14 protein-coding genes and 4 tRNA genes are annotated in these 18579 nt (G+C 64.3%); all 18 read left to right on the plus strand.

Translation table 11 applies throughout. From position 1 onward, the window contains the following. Positions 1-9 precede the first annotated feature (9 nt). The 18 genes from trpD (at position 10) to K5880_RS13605 (ending at position 18499) form a co-directional block, all read left to right on the plus strand. Entirely contained in the window at positions 10-1059 is a 1050-nt protein-coding gene (trpD, locus tag K5880_RS13520) for an anthranilate phosphoribosyltransferase (protein ID WP_297653069.1), read from the plus strand. A 14-nt stretch (positions 1060-1073) separates the two neighbouring features. Beyond that, the gene (gene trpC / locus K5880_RS13525; protein WP_297653072.1) at positions 1074-1874 is read left to right on the plus strand and encodes an indole-3-glycerol phosphate synthase TrpC; all 801 of its coding nucleotides are present in this window, start codon (positions 1074-1076) and stop codon (positions 1872-1874) included. Positions 1875-1881: 7 nt separating this feature from the next. Then, a complete protein-coding gene (locus tag K5880_RS13530; RefSeq protein WP_297653074.1) occupies positions 1882-2601 on the plus strand; it encodes a uracil-DNA glycosylase in 720 nt (239 codons plus the stop codon). Between the two features lie 67 nt (positions 2602-2668). Next, a tRNA-Tyr gene (locus K5880_RS13535) sits at positions 2669-2754 on the plus strand. 75 nt (positions 2755-2829) lie between these two features. Continuing rightward, a tRNA-Gly gene (locus K5880_RS13540) sits at positions 2830-2903 on the plus strand. 54 nt (positions 2904-2957) lie between these two features. Next, positions 2958-3032 (plus strand) — tRNA-Thr (locus tag K5880_RS13545). 51 nt (positions 3033-3083) lie between these two features. Beyond that, positions 3084-4274 (plus strand): elongation factor Tu, encoded by a 1191-nt coding sequence (gene tuf / locus K5880_RS13550; RefSeq protein WP_297652702.1) that lies wholly within the window; start codon positions 3084-3086, stop codon positions 4272-4274. Positions 4275-4352: 78 nt separating this feature from the next. Next, a tRNA-Trp gene (locus K5880_RS13555) sits at positions 4353-4428 on the plus strand. Between the two features lie 147 nt (positions 4429-4575). After that, on the plus strand, positions 4576-4959 hold the full coding sequence (gene secE / locus K5880_RS13560; protein ID WP_297653077.1) for a preprotein translocase subunit SecE: 384 nt from the start codon (positions 4576-4578) through the stop codon (positions 4957-4959). Continuing rightward, entirely contained in the window at positions 4960-5535 is a 576-nt protein-coding gene (nusG, locus tag K5880_RS13565; RefSeq protein WP_297653082.1) for a transcription termination/antitermination protein NusG, read from the plus strand. 115 nt (positions 5536-5650) lie between these two features. Beyond that, the gene (gene rplK / locus K5880_RS13570) at positions 5651-6082 is read left to right on the plus strand and encodes a 50S ribosomal protein L11 (RefSeq protein ID WP_297653085.1); all 432 of its coding nucleotides are present in this window, start codon (positions 5651-5653) and stop codon (positions 6080-6082) included. Next, complete coding sequence (gene rplA / locus K5880_RS13575; RefSeq protein WP_297653087.1) at positions 6083-6778, plus strand: 50S ribosomal protein L1; 696 nt, start codon at positions 6083-6085, stop codon at positions 6776-6778. It begins immediately after the preceding gene. Between the two features lie 267 nt (positions 6779-7045). Then, positions 7046-7570, plus strand: coding sequence for a 50S ribosomal protein L10 (gene rplJ, locus K5880_RS13580; protein WP_297653089.1), 525 nt, complete (start codon positions 7046-7048; stop codon positions 7568-7570). Positions 7571-7613: 43 nt separating this feature from the next. After that, entirely contained in the window at positions 7614-7991 is a 378-nt protein-coding gene (rplL, locus tag K5880_RS13585; protein ID WP_297653094.1) for a 50S ribosomal protein L7/L12, read from the plus strand. Positions 7992-8289: 298 nt separating this feature from the next. Beyond that, positions 8290-12414 carry a DNA-directed RNA polymerase subunit beta gene (gene rpoB / locus K5880_RS13590; RefSeq protein ID WP_297653096.1) on the plus strand — a complete coding sequence of 1375 codons (4125 nt, stop codon included), beginning with the start codon at positions 8290-8292 and terminating at the stop codon, positions 12412-12414. Positions 12415-12441: 27 nt separating this feature from the next. Further along, positions 12442-16659, plus strand: a complete 4218-nt coding sequence (rpoC, locus tag K5880_RS13595) for a DNA-directed RNA polymerase subunit beta' (RefSeq protein ID WP_297653099.1) — start codon at positions 12442-12444, stop codon at positions 16657-16659. A gap of 165 nt (positions 16660-16824) precedes the next feature. Continuing rightward, on the plus strand, positions 16825-17418 hold the full coding sequence (locus K5880_RS13600) for a LemA family protein (protein WP_297653102.1): 594 nt from the start codon (positions 16825-16827) through the stop codon (positions 17416-17418). A gap of 1 nt (position 17419) precedes the next feature. Then, entirely contained in the window at positions 17420-18499 is a 1080-nt protein-coding gene (locus K5880_RS13605) for a M48 family metalloprotease (RefSeq protein ID WP_297653105.1), read from the plus strand. Positions 18500-18579 lie beyond the last annotated feature (80 nt).

Raw genomic sequence — 18579 nt, forward strand, 5'->3', positions numbered from 1 at the left:
GGAGACCCCATGTCGCCCACCACCGCACACAAGATCACCCCGCAGGAAGCGCTGCAGCGCACCATCGAGCACCGAGAGATCTTTCACGACGAGATGCTGCACCTCATGCGTCTCATCATGAGCGGAGAGATGTCGCCGGTCATGATGGCGGCCTTCATCACCGGCCTGCGCGTGAAGAAGGAAACCATCGGCGAGATCACCGCCGCCGCGCAGGTGATGCGCGAGTTCTCGACCAAGGTGCACGTGGCCGACAAGACGCATCTGGTCGACATCGTCGGCACCGGTGGCGACGGCTCGCACACCTTCAACATCTCCACCTGCAGCATGTTCGTGGCGGCCGCCGCCGGCGCGCGCGTGAGCAAGCACGGCGGGCGCAGCGTCTCCAGCAAGAGCGGCAGCGCCGACGTGCTGGAGAGCCTGGGCATCAACATCAACCTGGCGCCCGAGCAGATCGCGCGCTGCATCGAGCAGGTGGGCGTGGGCTTCATGTTCGCGCCCAACCACCATCCGGCCATGAAGAACGTGGCTCCGGTGCGGCGCGAACTCGGCATCAAGACCATCTTCAACATCCTGGGTCCGCTCACCAACCCGGCGTCCGCGCCCAACATCCTCATGGGCGTGTTCCATCCCGATCTGGTGGGCATCCAGGTGCGTGCGCTGCAGCGTCTGGGCGCCGAACATGCCGTGGTGGTCTACGGCCGCGACGGTATGGACGAGGTCTCGCTGGGTGCGGCCACGCTGGTCGGCGAGCTCAAGGACGGCGAGATCACGGAGTACGAAATCCACCCCGAGGATTTCGGCATGACCATGGCCAGCAGCCGCGCTCTGCGCGTGGAAACACCGGAGGCCTCGCGCCAGATGCTGATGGGCGTGCTGGAGAACCGCGACGACCCGGCGTTCAAGGCCGCCGGCGAGATCGTCTCGCTCAACGCCGGCGTGGCGCTGTACGCCGCCAACGTGGTGGACGACATGAGCGAGGGCATCGCACTGGCGCGGCGCACGCTAGCCTGTGGCGCGGCGCTGACCAAACTCGAGCAGCTCAAGGCCTTCGTGGCCTGACCCGGAACGACGACATGAGTGACATCCTCCAGAAGATCGTGGCCGTCAAGCACGAGGAAATCGCCGCCGCGCAGCGCAAGAAGCCGCTCGACGTGGTGCGCTTCGATGCCGAGAGCCGCGTGCTCACGCGCGATTTCGAAGGCGCACTGCGCGCGAAGATCGCCGCCGGCCAGGCCGCGGTGATCGCGGAAGTGAAGAAGGCCAGCCCGAGCAAGGGCGTGCTGCGGGAGGATTTCATTCCCGCCGACATCGCCCAGAGCTACGCCGAAGGTGACGGTGTCGTGAGCGCGGCCTGCCTGTCGGTGCTGACCGATCGCCAGTTTTTTCAGGGCAGCCCCGACTTCCTCAAGCAGGCGCGCGCCAGTTGCGATCTGCCGGTGCTGCGCAAGGACTTCATGGTCGATCCCTATCAGGTCTACGAGGCGCGGGCCATGGGCGCCGACGCGATCCTGCTCATTGCCGCCTGCCTGGACGACACCCGCATGGCCGAGCTCGAGGCCCTGGCGATGGGCCTGAACATGGCGGTGCTGGTGGAGGTGCACGACCGCGACGAATTGCAGCGCGCCCTGAGGCTGAGGACGCCGCTGCTGGGCATCAACAACCGCAACCTGCGAAGCTTCGAGGTGACGCTGCAGACCACGCTCGACATGCTGCCGGACGTGCCGGCGGATCGATTGCTGATCACCGAGTCCGGCATCCTCGGTCGCGAGGATGTGCAGACCATGCGCGCCGCAGGGGTTCACGCCTTCCTGGTGGGCGAGGCCTTCATGCGGGCACCCGAGCCGGGGCTGGCGCTGGCCGAGCTGTTTGCCTGAGGTGGCGATGCAGGCGGGCTTTGACTGGCAGGCGCCGCGCCTGACCTCGGCCGATCCGGCGAACTGGCCGGTCCAGTCCGGCTGGTCGGACCTGGTGTCGCGCTTCTGGGCGGCGCCGGAGGGCCGGAACCTGTGTCGATTCCTGGATGAGCGGTTGACCCAGGGCGCGGTGATCTACCCGGCCCAGCCGCTGCGTGCCCTGGAGCTCACCGCTCCCGGCGCGGTGCGCGTGGTCATCCTCGGGCAGGACCCTTACCACGGCCCGGGGCAGGCCGAGGGCCTGGCGTTTTCCGTGGCGCCAGGCGTCAGGGTGCCGCCCAGTTTGCGCAACATGTTTCAGGAACTGGAGCGCGATCTGGGCATTCCAGCGCCGGCCGATGGCTCATTGACCCGCTGGGCCCGGCAGGGTGTGTTGTTGCTGAACACCGGCCTGAGTGTGGAAGAAGGGCTGCCCGCCAGCCATGCGGGCAGGGGCTGGGAGACCTTGACCGATGCGCTGATCCGCCAGTGCAGCGAATCCGGTGGTCCCAAGGTATTCCTGCTCTGGGGCGCCCATGCCCAGAAGAAGGCGGCGCTGATCAAGGGTGTGCGCCACCTTGTGCTGTGTGCCAACCACCCCTCGCCGCTCTCGGCGCGGCGCCCCCCGGTGCCGTTCGTCGGCTGTGGCCATTTCGGGGAGGTCAACCGCTGGCTGGCCGGACAGGGCCTGCAGCCGGTGGACTGGTGATGGAGAAGGTCGCCGGGTCTGCTGCGCGACTGCCATGAAACCATGGCATAATCGCGGGCTGCGCTATGGAGGGGTGGCCGAGTGGTTAAAGGCAGCAGACTGTAAATCTGCCCGCTTACGCGTACGCTGGTTCGAATCCAGCCTCCTCCACCAGCGACCGATGTGATGTGCGTGCGAATGGGAAGTCGCGCCCTGTGTTCCGGCGCCGTGTGGTGCCGGTTTGTTCGGGCGGGAGTAGTTCAATGGTAGAACCCCAGCCTTCCAAGCTGATGACGCGGGTTCGATTCCCGTCTCCCGCTCCATGTCCCTTCGGTGTCGGTTTGAATTTCGGGGTGATCGGTGTGTCGATCACCTTGGCCCTTGTGGCTCAGTGGTAGAGCACTCCCTTGGTAAGGGAGAGGTCGCGGGTCCGATTCCCGCCAAGGGCACCAGTTGTTGGCAGATGTTTGGTTGTTTCGGCAGTTTTGATTTGGAGCTGAAAAATGGCAAAAGAGAAATTTGAGCGGACCAAGCCGCACGTGAACGTGGGCACGATCGGACACGTTGACCACGGCAAGACGACGCTGACGGCGGCGATCACGACGGTGCTGGCGTCCAAGTTCGGTGGTGCGGCCAAGGCCTACGATCAGATTGACGCGGCTCCGGAAGAGAAGGCGCGCGGCATCACGATCAACACCGCGCACGTGGAATACGAGACGGCCAACCGCCACTACGCTCACGTGGACTGCCCCGGCCACGCCGACTATGTGAAGAACATGATCACCGGCGCGGCCCAGATGGACGGCGCCATTCTGGTGTGCTCGGCCGCTGACGGCCCGATGCCCCAGACGCGCGAGCACATCCTGCTGGCGCGCCAGGTGGGCGTGCCCTACATCATCGTGTTCCTGAACAAGTGCGACATGGTCGACGACGCCGAGCTGCTCGAGCTCGTCGAGATGGAAGTGCGCGAGCTGCTGGACAAGTACGAATTCCCGGGAGATGCCACCCCCATCATCCACGGCTCGGCCAAGCTCGCCCTCGAAGGCGACAAGGGCAAGCTGGGCGAAGAGGCCATTATGAAGCTGGCCGAGGCGCTGGACACCTACATTCCCACGCCCGAGCGCGCGGTGGACGGTGCTTTCCTGATGCCGGTGGAAGACGTGTTCTCCATCTCGGGTCGTGGCACCGTGGTGACGGGCCGTATCGAGCGTGGCATCGTCAAGGTGGGCGAGGAAATCGAGATCGTGGGTATCTCCACGACGCAGAAGACCACCTGCACGGGCGTGGAGATGTTCCGCAAGCTGCTCGACCAGGGCCAGGCTGGTGACAACGTGGGCATTCTGCTGCGCGGCACCAAGCGCGAAGACGTGCAGCGCGGCCAGGTGCTGTGCAAGCCCGGCTCGATCAAGCCGCACACGCACTTCACCGGCGAGGTGTACGTGCTGAGCAAGGACGAAGGGGGCCGTCACACGCCGTTCTTCAACAACTACCGTCCGCAGTTCTACTTCCGCACGACCGACGTGACCGGCTCGATCGAGCTGCCCGAAGGCAAGGAGATGGTGATGCCGGGTGACAACGTGTCGATCACGGTCAAGCTGATTGCGCCGATCGCCATGGAAGAAGGCCTGCGCTTTGCCATCCGCGAAGGCGGCCGCACCGTCGGCGCCGGCGTCGTCGCCAAGATCATTGAATAAGGACCTTGTGGGTCAGACCACTCGCGCAGCGACGTGCTCTGACCCCAACTGAATAATTGCCCGTGGGGCATCGCCAGTAGGGGTATAGCTCAATTGGCAGAGCGTCGGTCTCCAAAACCGAAGGTTGTAGGTTCGATTCCTACTGCCCCTGCCACCCGACAGGATGCGCAAGCAAGCTGAGTCCGTTCTGTCGAGTGGTTGAAAACAAGCCCGCCGAAGTCGCGAAGACCTCTGGTGGGCTTGCGTGTCTCAAGCTTTCGGGTTTCGGGCGCGCTTTTTGATACGTATTGTCTGGATCCTCATGGCCTCTTCCGAAGTTCAAACCGTCCACACCGGCGCCGACAAGGCCAAGCTGGCGGCGGCCATCGTCCTGCTGTTGGGCGCCTTCGTGGCGTTCTACCTGCTGTCCTCGCGCGGCGCGCTGGCGCAGTGGGGAGCCTTGATCGGGGGTCTCGTGGCGGCGGTGGTCGTGTTTGCCGTGTCCGAGTCCGGCAAGCAGCTGATTGCCTTCGGTCGCGACGCCTGGCGCGAGGTGAAGAAGGTGGTGTGGCCTGCCCGCAAGGAGGCCATCCAGATGACGGCCTACGTGTTCGCCTTCGTGTTCGTGATGGCCCTGTTCCTGTGGCTGACCGACAAGACCGTCGAATGGCTGTTTTACGACCTGATCCTGGGCTGGAGAAAATAAATGACCGAGCAGAACAGTCCCGTGACCGATGGCGTGGCCGCTGAAGGCATGCGCTGGTACGTGGTCCATGCCTACTCGGGCATGGAGAAGGCGGCCGAGCGCAACATCATCGAGCGCATCAATCGCGCCGGCATGCAGGACAAATTCGGCCGCATCCTGGTCCCCACCGAAGAAGTGGTGGAGATGAAGAACGGTCAGAAGCGCACCACCGAGCGCAAGTTCTTCCCTGGCTACGTGCTGGTGGAAATGGTGATGGACGACGACACCTGGCATCTGGTCAAGCACACCAACAAGGTCACCGGCTTTGTGGGTGGCGCAAAGAACCGCCCGGCGCCCATTTCCGAGGAAGACGTTCAGAAGATCGTCAACCAGATGCAGGAAGGCACCGACAAGCCGCGCCACAAGGTGGAATTCGTCGTGGGTGAGTACGTGCGCGTCAAGGAAGGCCCGTTCACCGACTTCAATGGCACGGTCGAGGAAGTCAACTACGAGAAGAACAAGATGCGCGTGTCGGTGACCATCTTCGGCCGCGCCACGCCGGTCGAACTCGAATTCAGCCAGGTCGAGAAGACCTGAGTTTTCCGTGGTGCAGGCGGGTCGGCCCGACGCCTGCGCCATCTGATGTTTCCCGGGTCCCCAACCGCGAGGAGGTTGTCCATGTGGCAACCGTCTGCACTCGCAGGAGCAAAAAATGGCGAAAAAAATCGTCGGCTTCATCAAGCTGCAAGTGCCAGCTGGTAAGGCCAACCCCTCTCCCCCGATCGGTCCGGCGCTGGGTCAGCGCGGCTTGAACATCATGGAATTCTGCAAGGCGTTCAACGCCCAGACCCAGGGCGTCGAGCCCGGTCTGCCGCTGCCCGTGGTGATCACCGCCTTCGCGGACAAGAGCTTCACCTTCATCATCAAGACGCCGCCCGCGACGACTTTGATCAAGAAGGCCATCAAGCTCGACAAGGGCTCACCCGTGCCCAACAAGAACAAGGTCGGCAAGATCACGCGAGCCCAGCTCGAGGAAATCGCCAAGACCAAGATGAAGGACATGACCGCTGCCGATGTGGACGCCGCCGTGCGCACCATCGCCGGTTCGGCCCGCTCGATGGGCGTGATTGTGGAGGGCGTGTAAATGGCCAAGCTGACCAAAAAACAGAAGGCCTTCGAAGGCAAGGTCGACAGCAACAAGCTGTACGCCCTGACCGAGGCCATCGCGATCGTCAAGGATTGCGCCAACGCCAAGTTCGATGAATCCATCGACGTGGCCGTGCAACTGGGCGTGGATGCGAAGAAGTCCGATCAGGTGGTGCGTGGCGCCGTCGTGATGCCCAACGGCACCGGCAAGACCAAGCGCGTGGCCGTGTTCGCCCAGGGTGCCAAGGCCGAAGAAGCCAAAGCCGCTGGCGCCGACATCGTCGGTATGGATGACCTCGCAGCCGACATCAAGGCCGGCAACATGAATTTCGACGTGGTGATTGCCTCGCCGGACGCGATGCGCATCGTCGGTACTCTGGGTCAGGTGCTCGGCCCGCGTGGCCTGATGCCCAACCCCAAGGTCGGGACCGTGACGCCCGACGTGGCGCAAGCCGTGCGCAACGCCAAGGCCGGCCAGGTGCAGTTCCGCGTCGACAAGGCAGGCATCGTGCATGGCACGATCGGCCGTCGCTCATTTGATGCCGACAAGCTCCAGGGCAACCTGGTGGCGCTGCTGGACGCGCTGACCAAGGCCAAGCCGGCCACCAGCAAGGGCGTGTACCTGCGCAAAGTGGCCGTGTCGTCAACCATGGGCATTGGCGTTCGCGTCGACATGCAATCCATCTCGGCGTGATCGCCGGATAGGCGCGAAGAAGAATTCGGGTGGCCTCGGTCGCCCGGGTGTGGTGGGTCCGCCAGGCGGTTGAAGAACCGGTTGGCGGGGCCATCCAAGACCGTTGGTGTCGGGTGAATTCCTCCGGGATGCCGCCAGACTTAATTGTGAAAAGCCAACGCAGATGGCGATCCCGCTGCAGATGGAATCCGTTCCAAAACAGTTGGTCGCTGCAATGAGGCGTGCTTCAGGCCCTGACCGGCCGGGGGCACATTTAAGGAGTAGACCTTGAGTCTGAATCGCAGTGAGAAAGAAGCGGTCATTTCCGAAGTGACCAGCCTCGCCGCAAAAGCTCAAACGCTCGTGATGGCGGAATACCGTGGCATCACGGTCGCGAACATGGACAAACTGCGCGTGACAGCCCGCAGCAACGGTGTGAGCCTGAGTGTGTTGAAGAACACCCTGGCCCGCCGTGCAGTGGCTGGCAGCCCGTTTGAAGTGGCCGCTGACCAGATGACCGGCCCGCTGATCTATGGCTTCTCTGAAGACGCCGTTGCCGCCGCGAAGGTGGTGGCCGAGTTCGCGAAAACCAACGACAAGCTGGTGATTCGCGGTGGCGTGTACGGAGGCAAGGCCCTGGACGTCAATGGCGTGAAGACGCTTGCCAGCATCCCTTCCAAGGAAATCCTGCTGGCGCAGCTGTGTGGCTTGCTGAAGTCGCCCATTTCGCGCACGGCCGTTGTGCTGGGCGCTCTGGCGGCGAAAAAAGGCGAAGGCGCTGCCGCACCGGCAGCAGAGGCGGCCGCCGCCTGAGTGGCGCGGCACGTTCGTTCAACCCAATTGTTAGGAAATCAAAATGGCATTCGATAAAGACGCATTTCTGACCGCGCTGGACAGCATGACGGTCATGGAACTCAACGACCTGGTGAAAGCCATCGAAGAGAAGTTTGGCGTGAGCGCTGCGGCCATGGCCGCACCCGCAGCCGGTGGTGGTGGCGCCGCAGCCGCTGCTGCTGAAGAGAAGACCGAATTCAACGTCGTGCTGCTCGAAGCCGGCGCGAACAAGGTCTCCGTCATCAAGGCCGTGCGCGAAATCACCGGCCTGGGCCTCAAGGAAGCCAAGGACCTGGTGGACGGTGCTCCGAAGAACGTCAAGGAAGGCATTGCCAAGGCCGATGCCGACGCCGCCGTGAAGAAGCTGGTGGAAGCCGGCGCCAAGGCCGAGCTGAAGTAATTCGCTCGCCTACAGGGGCTGGAGCGCTCGACAGGGCCTCCAGCCTTTGGTGCTTTCAGAGCACACCCAAAAACCGGTGGTCTGACCGGTTTCCGATGACCTCGCGGTCCACGGAAATCTTCCATACCACGGCTTTTGAGTGTCTTCTGACCCCGACTGCAGAAGACGACTTGGTTCGGGCCTGTGTGCAACGCACGGGCCGTCCGCCAAGGTTGGTAGAGGCCAGCCACCAAGCAAGCCACCGGGTAGCCCCACCCGTTCGGCCAGACAGTCGCCAAAGAGCTCACCCGGAGATCTCATGGCCTCAGCATCGAAATACTCATACACCGAACGCAAGCGCATCCGCAAGAGTTTTGGCACCCGCGAAAACGTCCTCGCGATCCCCTACCTCCTGCAGATGCAGAAAGACGCCTATACCGCGTTCCTGCAAGCCGACAGCGCCCCCAGGAAACGCACCAACGAAGGCCTGCAGGCGGCGTTCGAAGCCGCTTTCCCGATCGTCTCCCACAACGGCTTCGTGGAGATGAAGTTCGTCGAGTACAACCTGGCCAAGCCGGCGTTCGATGTGCGCGAGTGCCAGACCCGCGGCCTGACGTTCGCGTCGGCCGTGCGCGCCCGCGTCCAGCTCATCATCTATGACCGCGAGTCCTCGACCGCGCAATCCAAGGTGATCAAGGAGGTGAAAGAGCAGGAGGTCTACATGGGCGAAGTGCCTCTGATGACCGAGAAGGGCTCTTTCATCATCAACGGCACCGAGCGCGTGATCGTGTCTCAGTTGCACCGTTCGCCGGGTGTGTTCTTCGAGCACGACAAGGGCAAGACGCACAGCTCGGGCAAGCTGCTGTTCTCGGCCCGCATCATCCCCTACCGCGGTTCCTGGCTCGACTTCGAGTTCGATCCCAAGGACGTGCTGTTCTTCCGCGTCGACCGCCGCCGCAAGATGCCGGTCACCATCCTGCTCAAGGCCATCGGCCTGACGCCGGAGACCATCCTGGCCAACTTCTTTGTCAACGACCACTTCCGCCTGATGGACAGCGGCGCGCAGATGGCCTTCGTGCCCGAGCGCCTGCGCGGCGAGGTGGCCCGTTTCGACATCACCGACAAGAGTGGCAAGGTCGTGGTGGCGAAGGACAAGCGCATCACCGTGCGCCACACCCGTGAGCTGGAGCAGTCGGGCACCACGCACATCAGCGTGCCTGAAGACTTCATGATCGGCCGTGTCGTCGCCCGCAACATCGTGGACGAGGACACCGGCGAGATCATTGCCAAGGCCAATGAAGAGCTGACCGAGGCCCTGCTGAAGAAGCTGCGCACCGCCGGTGTGCAGGACTTGCAGTGCCTCTACACCAACGAACTCGACCAGGGCGCCTACATCTCGCAAACCCTGCGCAGCGACGAAACCGCTGACGAGTTCGCCGCGCGCGTGGCCATCTACCGCATGATGCGCCCCGGCGAGCCGCCGACCGAGGACGCGGTGCAGGCCCTGTTCCACCGCCTGTTCTACAACCCGGACACGTACGACCTCTCGCGCGTGGGCCGCATGAAGTTCAATGCCCGCGTGGGTCGCGACGAGTCCACCGGCCCCATGGTGCTGTCCAACGACGACATCCTGGCCGTGGTCAAGATCCTGGTGGATCTGCGCAATGGCCGCGGCGAGGTCGATGACATCGACCACCTGGGCAACCGCCGTGTGCGCTGCGTGGGCGAACTGGCCGAGAACCAGTACCGCACCGGTCTGGCGCGCATCGAGAAGGCCGTGAAGGAGCGTCTGGGCCAGGCGGAGCAGGAGCCGCTGATGCCGCACGACCTGATCAACTCCAAGCCGATCTCCGCGGCACTCAAGGAGTTCTTCGGCGCGTCCCAGCTCTCGCAGTTCATGGACCAGACCAACCCGCTGGCGGAAATCACGCACAAGCGCCGCGTGTCGGCCCTGGGCCCGGGTGGTCTGACCCGCGAACGCGCCGGCTTCGAGGTGCGCGACGTGCACGTGACCCACTACGGTCGTGTCTGCCCGATCGAAACGCCCGAAGGCCCGAACATCGGCCTGATCAACTCGCTGGCGCTGTACGCGCGCCTGAACGAATACGGTTTCATCGAGACGCCGTACCGCCGCGTGGTCGATGGCAAGGTCACGAACCAGATCGACTACCTCTCCGCCATCGAGGAAGGCAAGTACGTCATCGCGCAGGCCAACGCCGCGCTCGACGCCGAAGGTCGCCTCAGTGGCGACCTGGTCTCCGCCCGTGAGAAGGGCGAGTCGATCCTGACCCCGGCCGACACCATCCAGTACATGGACGTGTCGCCCGCGCAGATCGTCTCTGTGGCCGCCTCACTTGTGCCCTTCCTGGAGCACGACGATGCGAACCGCGCGCTGATGGGCGCCAACATGTCGCGCCAGGCCGTGCCCGTGCTGCGTCCCGAAAAGCCCCTGGTGGGGACCGGCATCGAGCGCGTCGCCGCGATCGACTCCGGCACCGTCGTGACCGCTCGGCGCGGTGGTGTGGTCGACTACGTGGACGCGACCCGCATCGTCATCCGCGTGAACGACGCCGAGGCCGTGGCCGGTGAAGTGGGCGTGGACATCTACAACCTCATCAAGTACCAGCGCTCCAACCAGAACACCAACATCCACCAGCGACCCATCGTCAAGAAGGGCGACAAGCTGGCGGCGGGTGACGTGATCGCCGACGGCGCTTCCACCGATCTGGGCGAGATCTCGATTGGCCAGAACATGCTGATCGCCTTCATGCCCTGGAACGGCTACAACTTCGAAGACTCGATCCTGATCTCCGAACGCGTTGTGGCCGACGACCGCTACACCTCGATCCACATCGAGGAACTGGTGGTGATGGCGCGCGACACCAAGCTGGGAGCGGAAGAAATCACCCGCGACATCCCCAACCTGGCCGAGCAGCAGCTCAACCGCCTGGACGACTCCGGCATCATCTACGTGGGTGCCGAAGTCCTGCCCGGCGACGTGCTGGTGGGCAAGGTCACGCCCAAGGGCGAGACCACGCTGACGCCAGAAGAGAAGCTGTTGCGTGCCATCTTCGGCGAGAAGGCGTCCGATGTGAAGGACACCTCGCTGCGGGTGGACCAGGGCTCGCAGGGCACCGTGATCGACGTGCAGGTCTTCACGCGTGAAGGCATCACGCGCGACAAGCGCGCCCAGCAGATCATCGACGACGAACTCAAGCGCTTCCGCCTGGACCTCAACGACCAGCTGCGCATCGTCGAGGCCGACGCCTTCGACCGCATCGAGAAGCTGCTGATCGGCAAGACCGCCAACGGTGGTCCGAAGAAGCTGTCCAAAGGCACGACCATCGACAAGGCCTACCTGGACGATGTCGAGAAGTACCACTGGTTCGACATCCGCCCGGCGGACGACACCGTGGCTGCGCAACTCGAGTCGATCAAGAACTCGATGGAGCAGACGCGTCACAGCTTCGACCTCGCGTTCGAAGAGAAGCGCAAGAAGCTCACGCAGGGCGACGAGCTGCCTGCCGGCGTGCTCAAGATGGTCAAGGTCTACCTGGCCGTCAAGCGCCGCCTGCAGCCCGGTGACAAGATGGCCGGCCGCCACGGCAACAAGGGCGTGGTCTCCAAGATCGTGCCCGTGGAAGACATGCCGCACATGGCCGACGGCACCCCCGCCGACATCGTGCTCAACCCGCTGGGCGTGCCTTCGCGCATGAACGTGGGCCAGGTGCTGGAAGTGCATCTGGGCTGGGCCGCCAAGGGCCTGGGCCAGCGCATCGGCGACATGCTGCAGGCCGAGGCCAAGGTGGCCGAGTTGCGCAAGTTCCTCGAGAGCATCTACAACCAGGCCGGCAAGAAGGAAACCCTGGGCGCGCTGAGCGACGCCGAGGTGATCGAGATGGCCGAGAACCTGCAGACCGGCGTGCCGTTCGCCACCCCGGTGTTCGATGGCGCCTCGGAAGACGAGATCCGTGCCATGCTCAAGCTGGCCTACCCGGACGACATTGCGCAGGTCAAGGGCCTCACCGAGACCCGCACCCAGGCGCAGCTGTACGACGGACGCACGGGCGACGCCTTCGAGCGCAAGACCACAGTGGGCTACATGCACTTCCTGAAGCTGCACCACCTGGTCGACGACAAGATGCACGCCCGCTCCACCGGCCCGTACTCGCTCGTCACCCAGCAGCCGCTGGGCGGCAAGGCGCAGTTCGGTGGCCAGCGCTTCGGCGAGATGGAAGTGTGGGCACTGGAGGCCTACGGCGCTTCGTACATCCTGCAGGAGATGCTCACTGTCAAGTCCGACGACGTGCAGGGCCGCACCAAGGTGTACGAGTCCATCGTCAAGGGCGAGCACACCATCGATGCCGGCATGCCCGAGTCGTTCAACGTGCTGGTCAAGGAGATCCGTTCGCTCGGTATCGACATCGAACTGGAACGCTCCTAATTCGCCGCCAAGACAAGGATTGAACCCATGAAATCACTACTCGACCTGTTCAAGCAGTTCACGCCCGACGAGCATTTCGATGCCATCCGCATCGGCCTGGCTTCGCCGGAAAAAATCCGTTCGTGGTCTTTCGGCGAAGTCAAGAAGCCCGAGACCATCAACTACCGCACCTTCAAGCCCGAGCGCGACGGTCTGTTCTGCGCCAAGATCTTCGGCCCCATCAAGGACTACGAATGCCTGTGCGGCAAGTACAAGCGCCTCAAGCACCGCGGCGTGATCTGCGAGAAGTGCGGCGTTGAAGTCACGCAGACGAAGGTGCGTCGCGAGCGCATGGGTCACATCGACCTGGCCGCGCCTTGCGCGCACATCTGGTTCCTGAAGTCGCTGCCTTCGCGTCTGGGCCTGATCCTGGACATGACGCTGCGCGACATCGAGCGCGTGCTGTACTTCGAAGCCTATGTGATCGTCGACCCGGGCATGACCCCGCTGAAGAAATTCGCGATCATGAGCGAGGACGACTACGACGCCAAACGCAAGGAATTCGGTGACGAATTCATCGCCAAGATGGGCGCCGAGGGCATCAAGGAACTGCTGCAGGCCATCGACCTCGATATCGAGATCGAAAAGCTGCGCAACGACCTGACCGGCTCCGAGCTCAAGATCAAGAAGAACGCCAAGCGCCTCAAGGTGCTGGAAGCCTTCAAGAAGTCGGGCATCAAGCCCGAGTGGATGGTGCTCGACGTGCTGCCCGTGCTGCCGCCGGACCTGCGTCCGCTCGTTCCCCTGGACGGCGGCCGCTTCGCGACCTCCGACCTGAACGACCTGTACCGCCGCGTCATCAACCGCAACAGCCGCCTGCGCCGCCTGCTCGAGCTCAAGGCGCCCGAGATCATTGCGCGCAACGAGAAGCGCATGCTCCAGGAGGCCGTCGACAGCCTGCTCGACAACGGCCGCCGTGGCAAGGCCATGACGGGTGCGAACAAGCGTGCGCTCAAGTCCCTGGCCGACATGATCAAGGGCAAGAGCGGCCGCTTCCGCCAGAACCTGCTGGGCAAGCGCGTCGACTACTCGGGCCGTTCGGTCATCGTGGTCGGCCCCACGCTCAAGCTGCACCAGTGCGGTCTGCCCAAACTGATGGCGCTGGAGCTGTTCAAGCCGTTCATCTTCTCGCGCCTGGAAGCCATGGGCATCGCAACGACGATCAAGGCTGCCAAGAAGGAAGTGGAAGCCGGCACGCCGGTGGTTTGGGACATCCTGGAAGAGGTGATCAAGGAACACCCGGTGATGCTCAACCGCGCACCGACGCTGCACCGCCTGGGCATCCAGGCGTTCGAGCCGATCCTGATCGAAGGCAAGGCGATCCAGCTGCACCCGCTCGTTTGCGCGGCTTTCAACGCCGACTTCGACGGCGACCAGATGGCCGTTCACGTCCCGCTGTCGGTGGAGGCGCAACTGGAGGCGCGCACCCTGATGCTGGCCTCGAACAACATCCTGTTCCCCGCCAACGGTGAACCCTCCATCGTGCCCTCGCAGGACGTGGTGCTGGGCCTGTACTACGCCACGCGCGAGAAGATCAACGCCACGGGCGAAGGCATGATGTTCGCTGATCTGTCCGAGCTGCAGCGCGCTCTGGACAACGGCGTGGTCGAGATCACCGCCAGGATCAGCGTGCGCCTGACCCAGCACCTGCTGGACAAGGCGAGCGGCGAATTCGTGGCCTCCACCACGCTGGTGGACACCACGGTTGGCCGGGCGCTGCTGTCGGAAATCCTGCCCAAGGGTCTGCCGTTCGACGTGCTGAACAAGGCACTCAAGAAGAAGGAAATCTCGCGCCTGATCAACGCCTCGTTCCGCAAGTGCGGCCTGAAGGAAACCGTGGTCTTCGCCGACAAGCTGCTGCAGAACGGCTTTCGCCTGGCCACGCGCGCGGGCATCTCGATCGCTGTCGACGACATGCTGGTGCCGAAGGAGAAGCCCACCATCATCGACCGCGCCGAGAACGAGGTGAAGGAAATCGCCCAGCAGTACGCCTCCGGTCTGGTGACCGCGGGCGAGCGCTACAACAAGGTGGTCGACATCTGGGGCAAGGCAGGCGACGAGATCTCCAAGGTCATGATGGCCCAGCTGGCCAAGCAGAAGACCACCGATCGCAACGGCAAGGAAGTGGACCAGGAGTCGTTCAACTCCATCTACATGATGGCCGACTCGGGTGCGCGCGGTTCCGCTGCGCAGATCCGCCAGCTCGCCGGCATGCGCGGCCTGATGGCCAAGCCCGACGGCTCCATCATCGAGACCCCCATCACGGCGAACTTCCGTGAAGGCCTCAACGTGCTGCAGTACTTCATCTCCACGCACGGTGCGCGCAAGGGTCTGGCCGATACGGCGCTGAAGACGGCGAACTCGGGTTACCTCACGCGCCGCCTGGTGGACGTGACGCAGGATCTGGTGGTCAACCAGCAGGATTGCGGCACCACCAACGGCACGCTGATGCGCGCCATCGTCGAAGGTGGTGAAGTCATCGAGTCGCTGCGTGACCGCATCCTGGGCCGCACCACGGCCGAGGAAGTGATCCACCCGGAAACCCGCGCGGTGCTGGTGCCCGCCGGCGAGATGCTCGACGAGGACCTGCTCGACGTGCTCGAGACCGCGGCGGTGGACGAGGTGAAGGTGCGTACCGCGCTGACCTGCGAAACCCGCTTCGGCATCTGCGCCAAGTGCTATGGCCGTGACCTCGGCCGCGGTGGCCTGGTGAACATCGGCGAAGCCGTGGGTGTGATCGCCGCTCAGTCGATCGGCGAACCCGGCACGCAGCTGACCATGCGCACCTTCCACATCGGTGGTGCGGCATCGCGCGCGGCGGTGGCTTCCAGCGTGGAAGCGAAGTCCAGCGGCGTGATCGGCTTCAACGCCACCATGCGCTACGTGACCAACACCAAGGGCGAGCTGGTGGTGATCGCGCGCTCCGGCGAGATCGTGATTCATGACGAACACGGCCGCGAGCGCGAGCGCCACAAGGTTCCCTACGGCGCCATTCTGGCGGTCAAGGCCGATCAACAGATCAAGGCGGGTGCAATCCTGGCGAACTGGGATCCGCTGACCCGACCCATCATCACGGAATTCGCCGGTCAGGTGAAGTTCGAGAACGTGGAAGAGGGCTTGACGGTGGCCAAGCAGGTCAACGACGTGACCGGTCTTTCGTCGCTGGTGGTGATCGATCCCAAGCACCGCGGCTCGGCCAAGGTGGTGCGCCCGCTGGTGAAGTTGCTGGATGCGTCCGGCAACGAAGTGAAGATTCCGGGCACCGACCACTCGGTAACCGTGGGCTTCCAGATCGGCGCGCTGCTGGAAGTGCGCGACGGTCAGGACGTGGGTCCAGGCCATGTGCTGGCACGCATCCCTGTCGAAGGCCAGAAGACCCGCGACATCACCGGGGGTCTGCCACGCGTGGCCGAGTTGTTCGAGGCCCGCAGCCCGAAGGACAAGGGCATGCTGGCCGAGATGACCGGAACCGTGTCGTTCGGCAAGGAGACCAAGGGCAAGGTTCGCCTGCAGATCACCGATCCGGAAGGCAAGGTCTGGGACGACCTCATCCCCAAGGAGAAGAACATCCTGGTGCACGAAGGCCAGGTGGTCAACAAGGGCGAGAGCGTGGTGGACGGTCCGGCCGATCCGCAGGACATCCTGCGCCTGCTGGGCATGGAAGAGCTGGCGCGCTACATCGTCGACGAGGTGCAGGACGTCTACCGCCTGCAGGGCGTGAAGATCAACGACAAGCACATCGAGGTGATCGTGCGCCAGATGCTGCGCCGCGTGGTCGTCGACAGCGTGGGCGATTCGAGCTACATCGCCGGTGAGCAGGTCGAGCGTTCCGAGATCCTCAACACCAACGACGCGCTGCGTGCCGAAGGCAAGCTGCCGGCGGTGTTCAGCAACATCCTGCTGGGTATCACCAAGGCTTCGCTGTCCACCGACTCGTTCATCTCGGCGGCCTCCTTCCAGGAGACCACCCGGGTGCTGACCGAGGCGGCCATCATGGGCAAGCGCGACGAACTGCGTGGCCTGAAGGAGAACGTGATCGTGGGTCGCCTGATCCCGGCCGGGACTGGCATGGCCTATCACGAGGCGCGCAAGGTCAAGGAGAAGATGGACGACGAAGAGCGTCGCGCCATTGCCGAGGCCGACGCGATCTCGCTGGCCGCCGACCAGGCGGACGCATCGAGCAGCGCGAACGAAGCGACGGAGTAAGAGTCCACTGCCTGCGGCGCCGCGCGCCGCTGACCCATACAAAGCCCCCGGTCATCCGACCAGGGGCTTTTTTCATTGGACCCTGCGTCACGTCAACGGTGGTGCGCAGGGTATATTGGTCGCGCCTGCCGGGAGAGCCGGTGTTGTACAGAAGGAGTTGCAAACATGTCCGTCTCGTTGTGGGTGGTGCTGGTGCTGGGTCTGATGGTGTTCTTCTGGGCGGTGGGCGCCTACAACCGGCTGGTGCGCCTGAAGAACGCGATCGCCAACGCCTTTGGCCAGATCGACGTGCAGCTCAAACGCCGTTACGACCTGATTCCCAACCTGGTGGAGGTGGCGCGCCGCTACCTCGCGCACGAAGCGCAAACGCTTGAAGCCGTGATCGCCGCGCGCAACCAGGCCCGTACGGCTGAGCAGACGGCCGCCGGGAACCCACTCAACGCAGGTGCGCTCGGTGCGCTCGCCGGGGCCGAGCAACTGCTGGGCGGGGCCCTGGGCAAGCTGTTCGCGGTGGTCGAGGACTACCCCGAACTCAAGGCCGACCAGAACATGCGCGAACTCAGCGAAGAGCTGACCAGCACCGAGAACCGTGTCGGGTTCGCTCGCCAGGCCTATAACGACCATGTGCTGGAGTACAACGATGCCGCAGCCCAGTTCCCCGCGCTGATCATCGCGCGCCTGTTCGGCTTCCAGCCCCAGGCCATGCTGGAATCGACCGTCAGCGAAGCCGAGCGCGAGACCCTGCGCATCACGCTGTGACATGCGTTTCTTCGAATTCCAGCGCGATGCCCGGGGCGAGACCCGGCGCCTGCTGCTTGCCTTCGGTCTCACCGTGGTCCTGCTGCTGGTCGCGGTCAATGCCGCGCTGGCGCTGGCCTGGGGGCTCACCTGGGGTTTCTGGATGCCTGGGGAGCTCGGTTTTCCGCGCCACTTCTTCGCCGTCAACACCGGCGTAACGCTGCTCTTCGTGCTCGGTGGCTGGTGGGTGGAGACCTCGCGCCTGGCCGATGGCGGAGGTCCGCGGCTGGCCGAGCAGATGGGCGCGCGGGCGGCGCGACCTTCCGGTGATTTCGACGAGCAGCGCTTCTGCAACATCGTCGAGGAGATGGCCATCTCCTCGGGCATGAAGCGCCCGCAGCCCATGGTGCTTGCGCGCGACCAGGGCATCAACGCCTTCGCCGCCGGCTGGGACGAGGACGACGCCGTGGTCGCCGTGACGCAGGGCGCGCTGATGCATCTCACCCGCGAGGAACTGCAGGGACTGGTGGCGCACGAATTCAGCCACATCGGCGAAGGCGACACGCGGCTGAACATGCGCCTGGTCGGCATGGTGTTCGGGCTGGAGATGCTGTTCCGCATGGGCCAGGACCTGTTCCAGCCAGACACCCGCGACCGCCGCACCGCGGCGGCCTTGATCGGCCTGGCCGTCATGGCCGCGGGCTGGCTGGGCTGGCTCGCGGGCCATGCGCTGCAGGCGGCGGTCTCGCGCCAGCGCGAATACCTGGCCGACGCGCGCGCCGTGCAGTGGACGCGCAGCCGCGACGGTCTGGGCGGCGTGCTGCGCAAGGTGCTGAACCAGCGCCGCGAAGGCGTGGTGGCACAGCGCGCGGGCTCTTCGGTGCAGCACATGCTGCTGGTGGCCAACCAGGGCACCGGGAGCCAGACGGAACACTGGCTCGACTCGCATCCGCCGCTGGCGCTGCGCATCCGCCGCATCTATGGCCGCGACATGGGGCCGCTGCCCCTGCTGCGCGAGGAGCCCGAATCCGCCGCGACCACGGCAACCCCTGTGGCAGCGACGACGACCGGCGACAACGCAGCGGGCTGGACCCTAAGCTGAACGCGCCGGCTGGCGTATGTGACACTCGCCGTCTCTGCCGCTGATCGACCCTTGTCCCGGAAGCTTCCGCCTTGACCGCC

Origin of the sequence: Hydrogenophaga sp., from assembly GCF_025699295.1 — a bacterium.
Lineage (GTDB): Bacteria > Pseudomonadota > Gammaproteobacteria > Burkholderiales > Burkholderiaceae_C > Hydrogenophaga.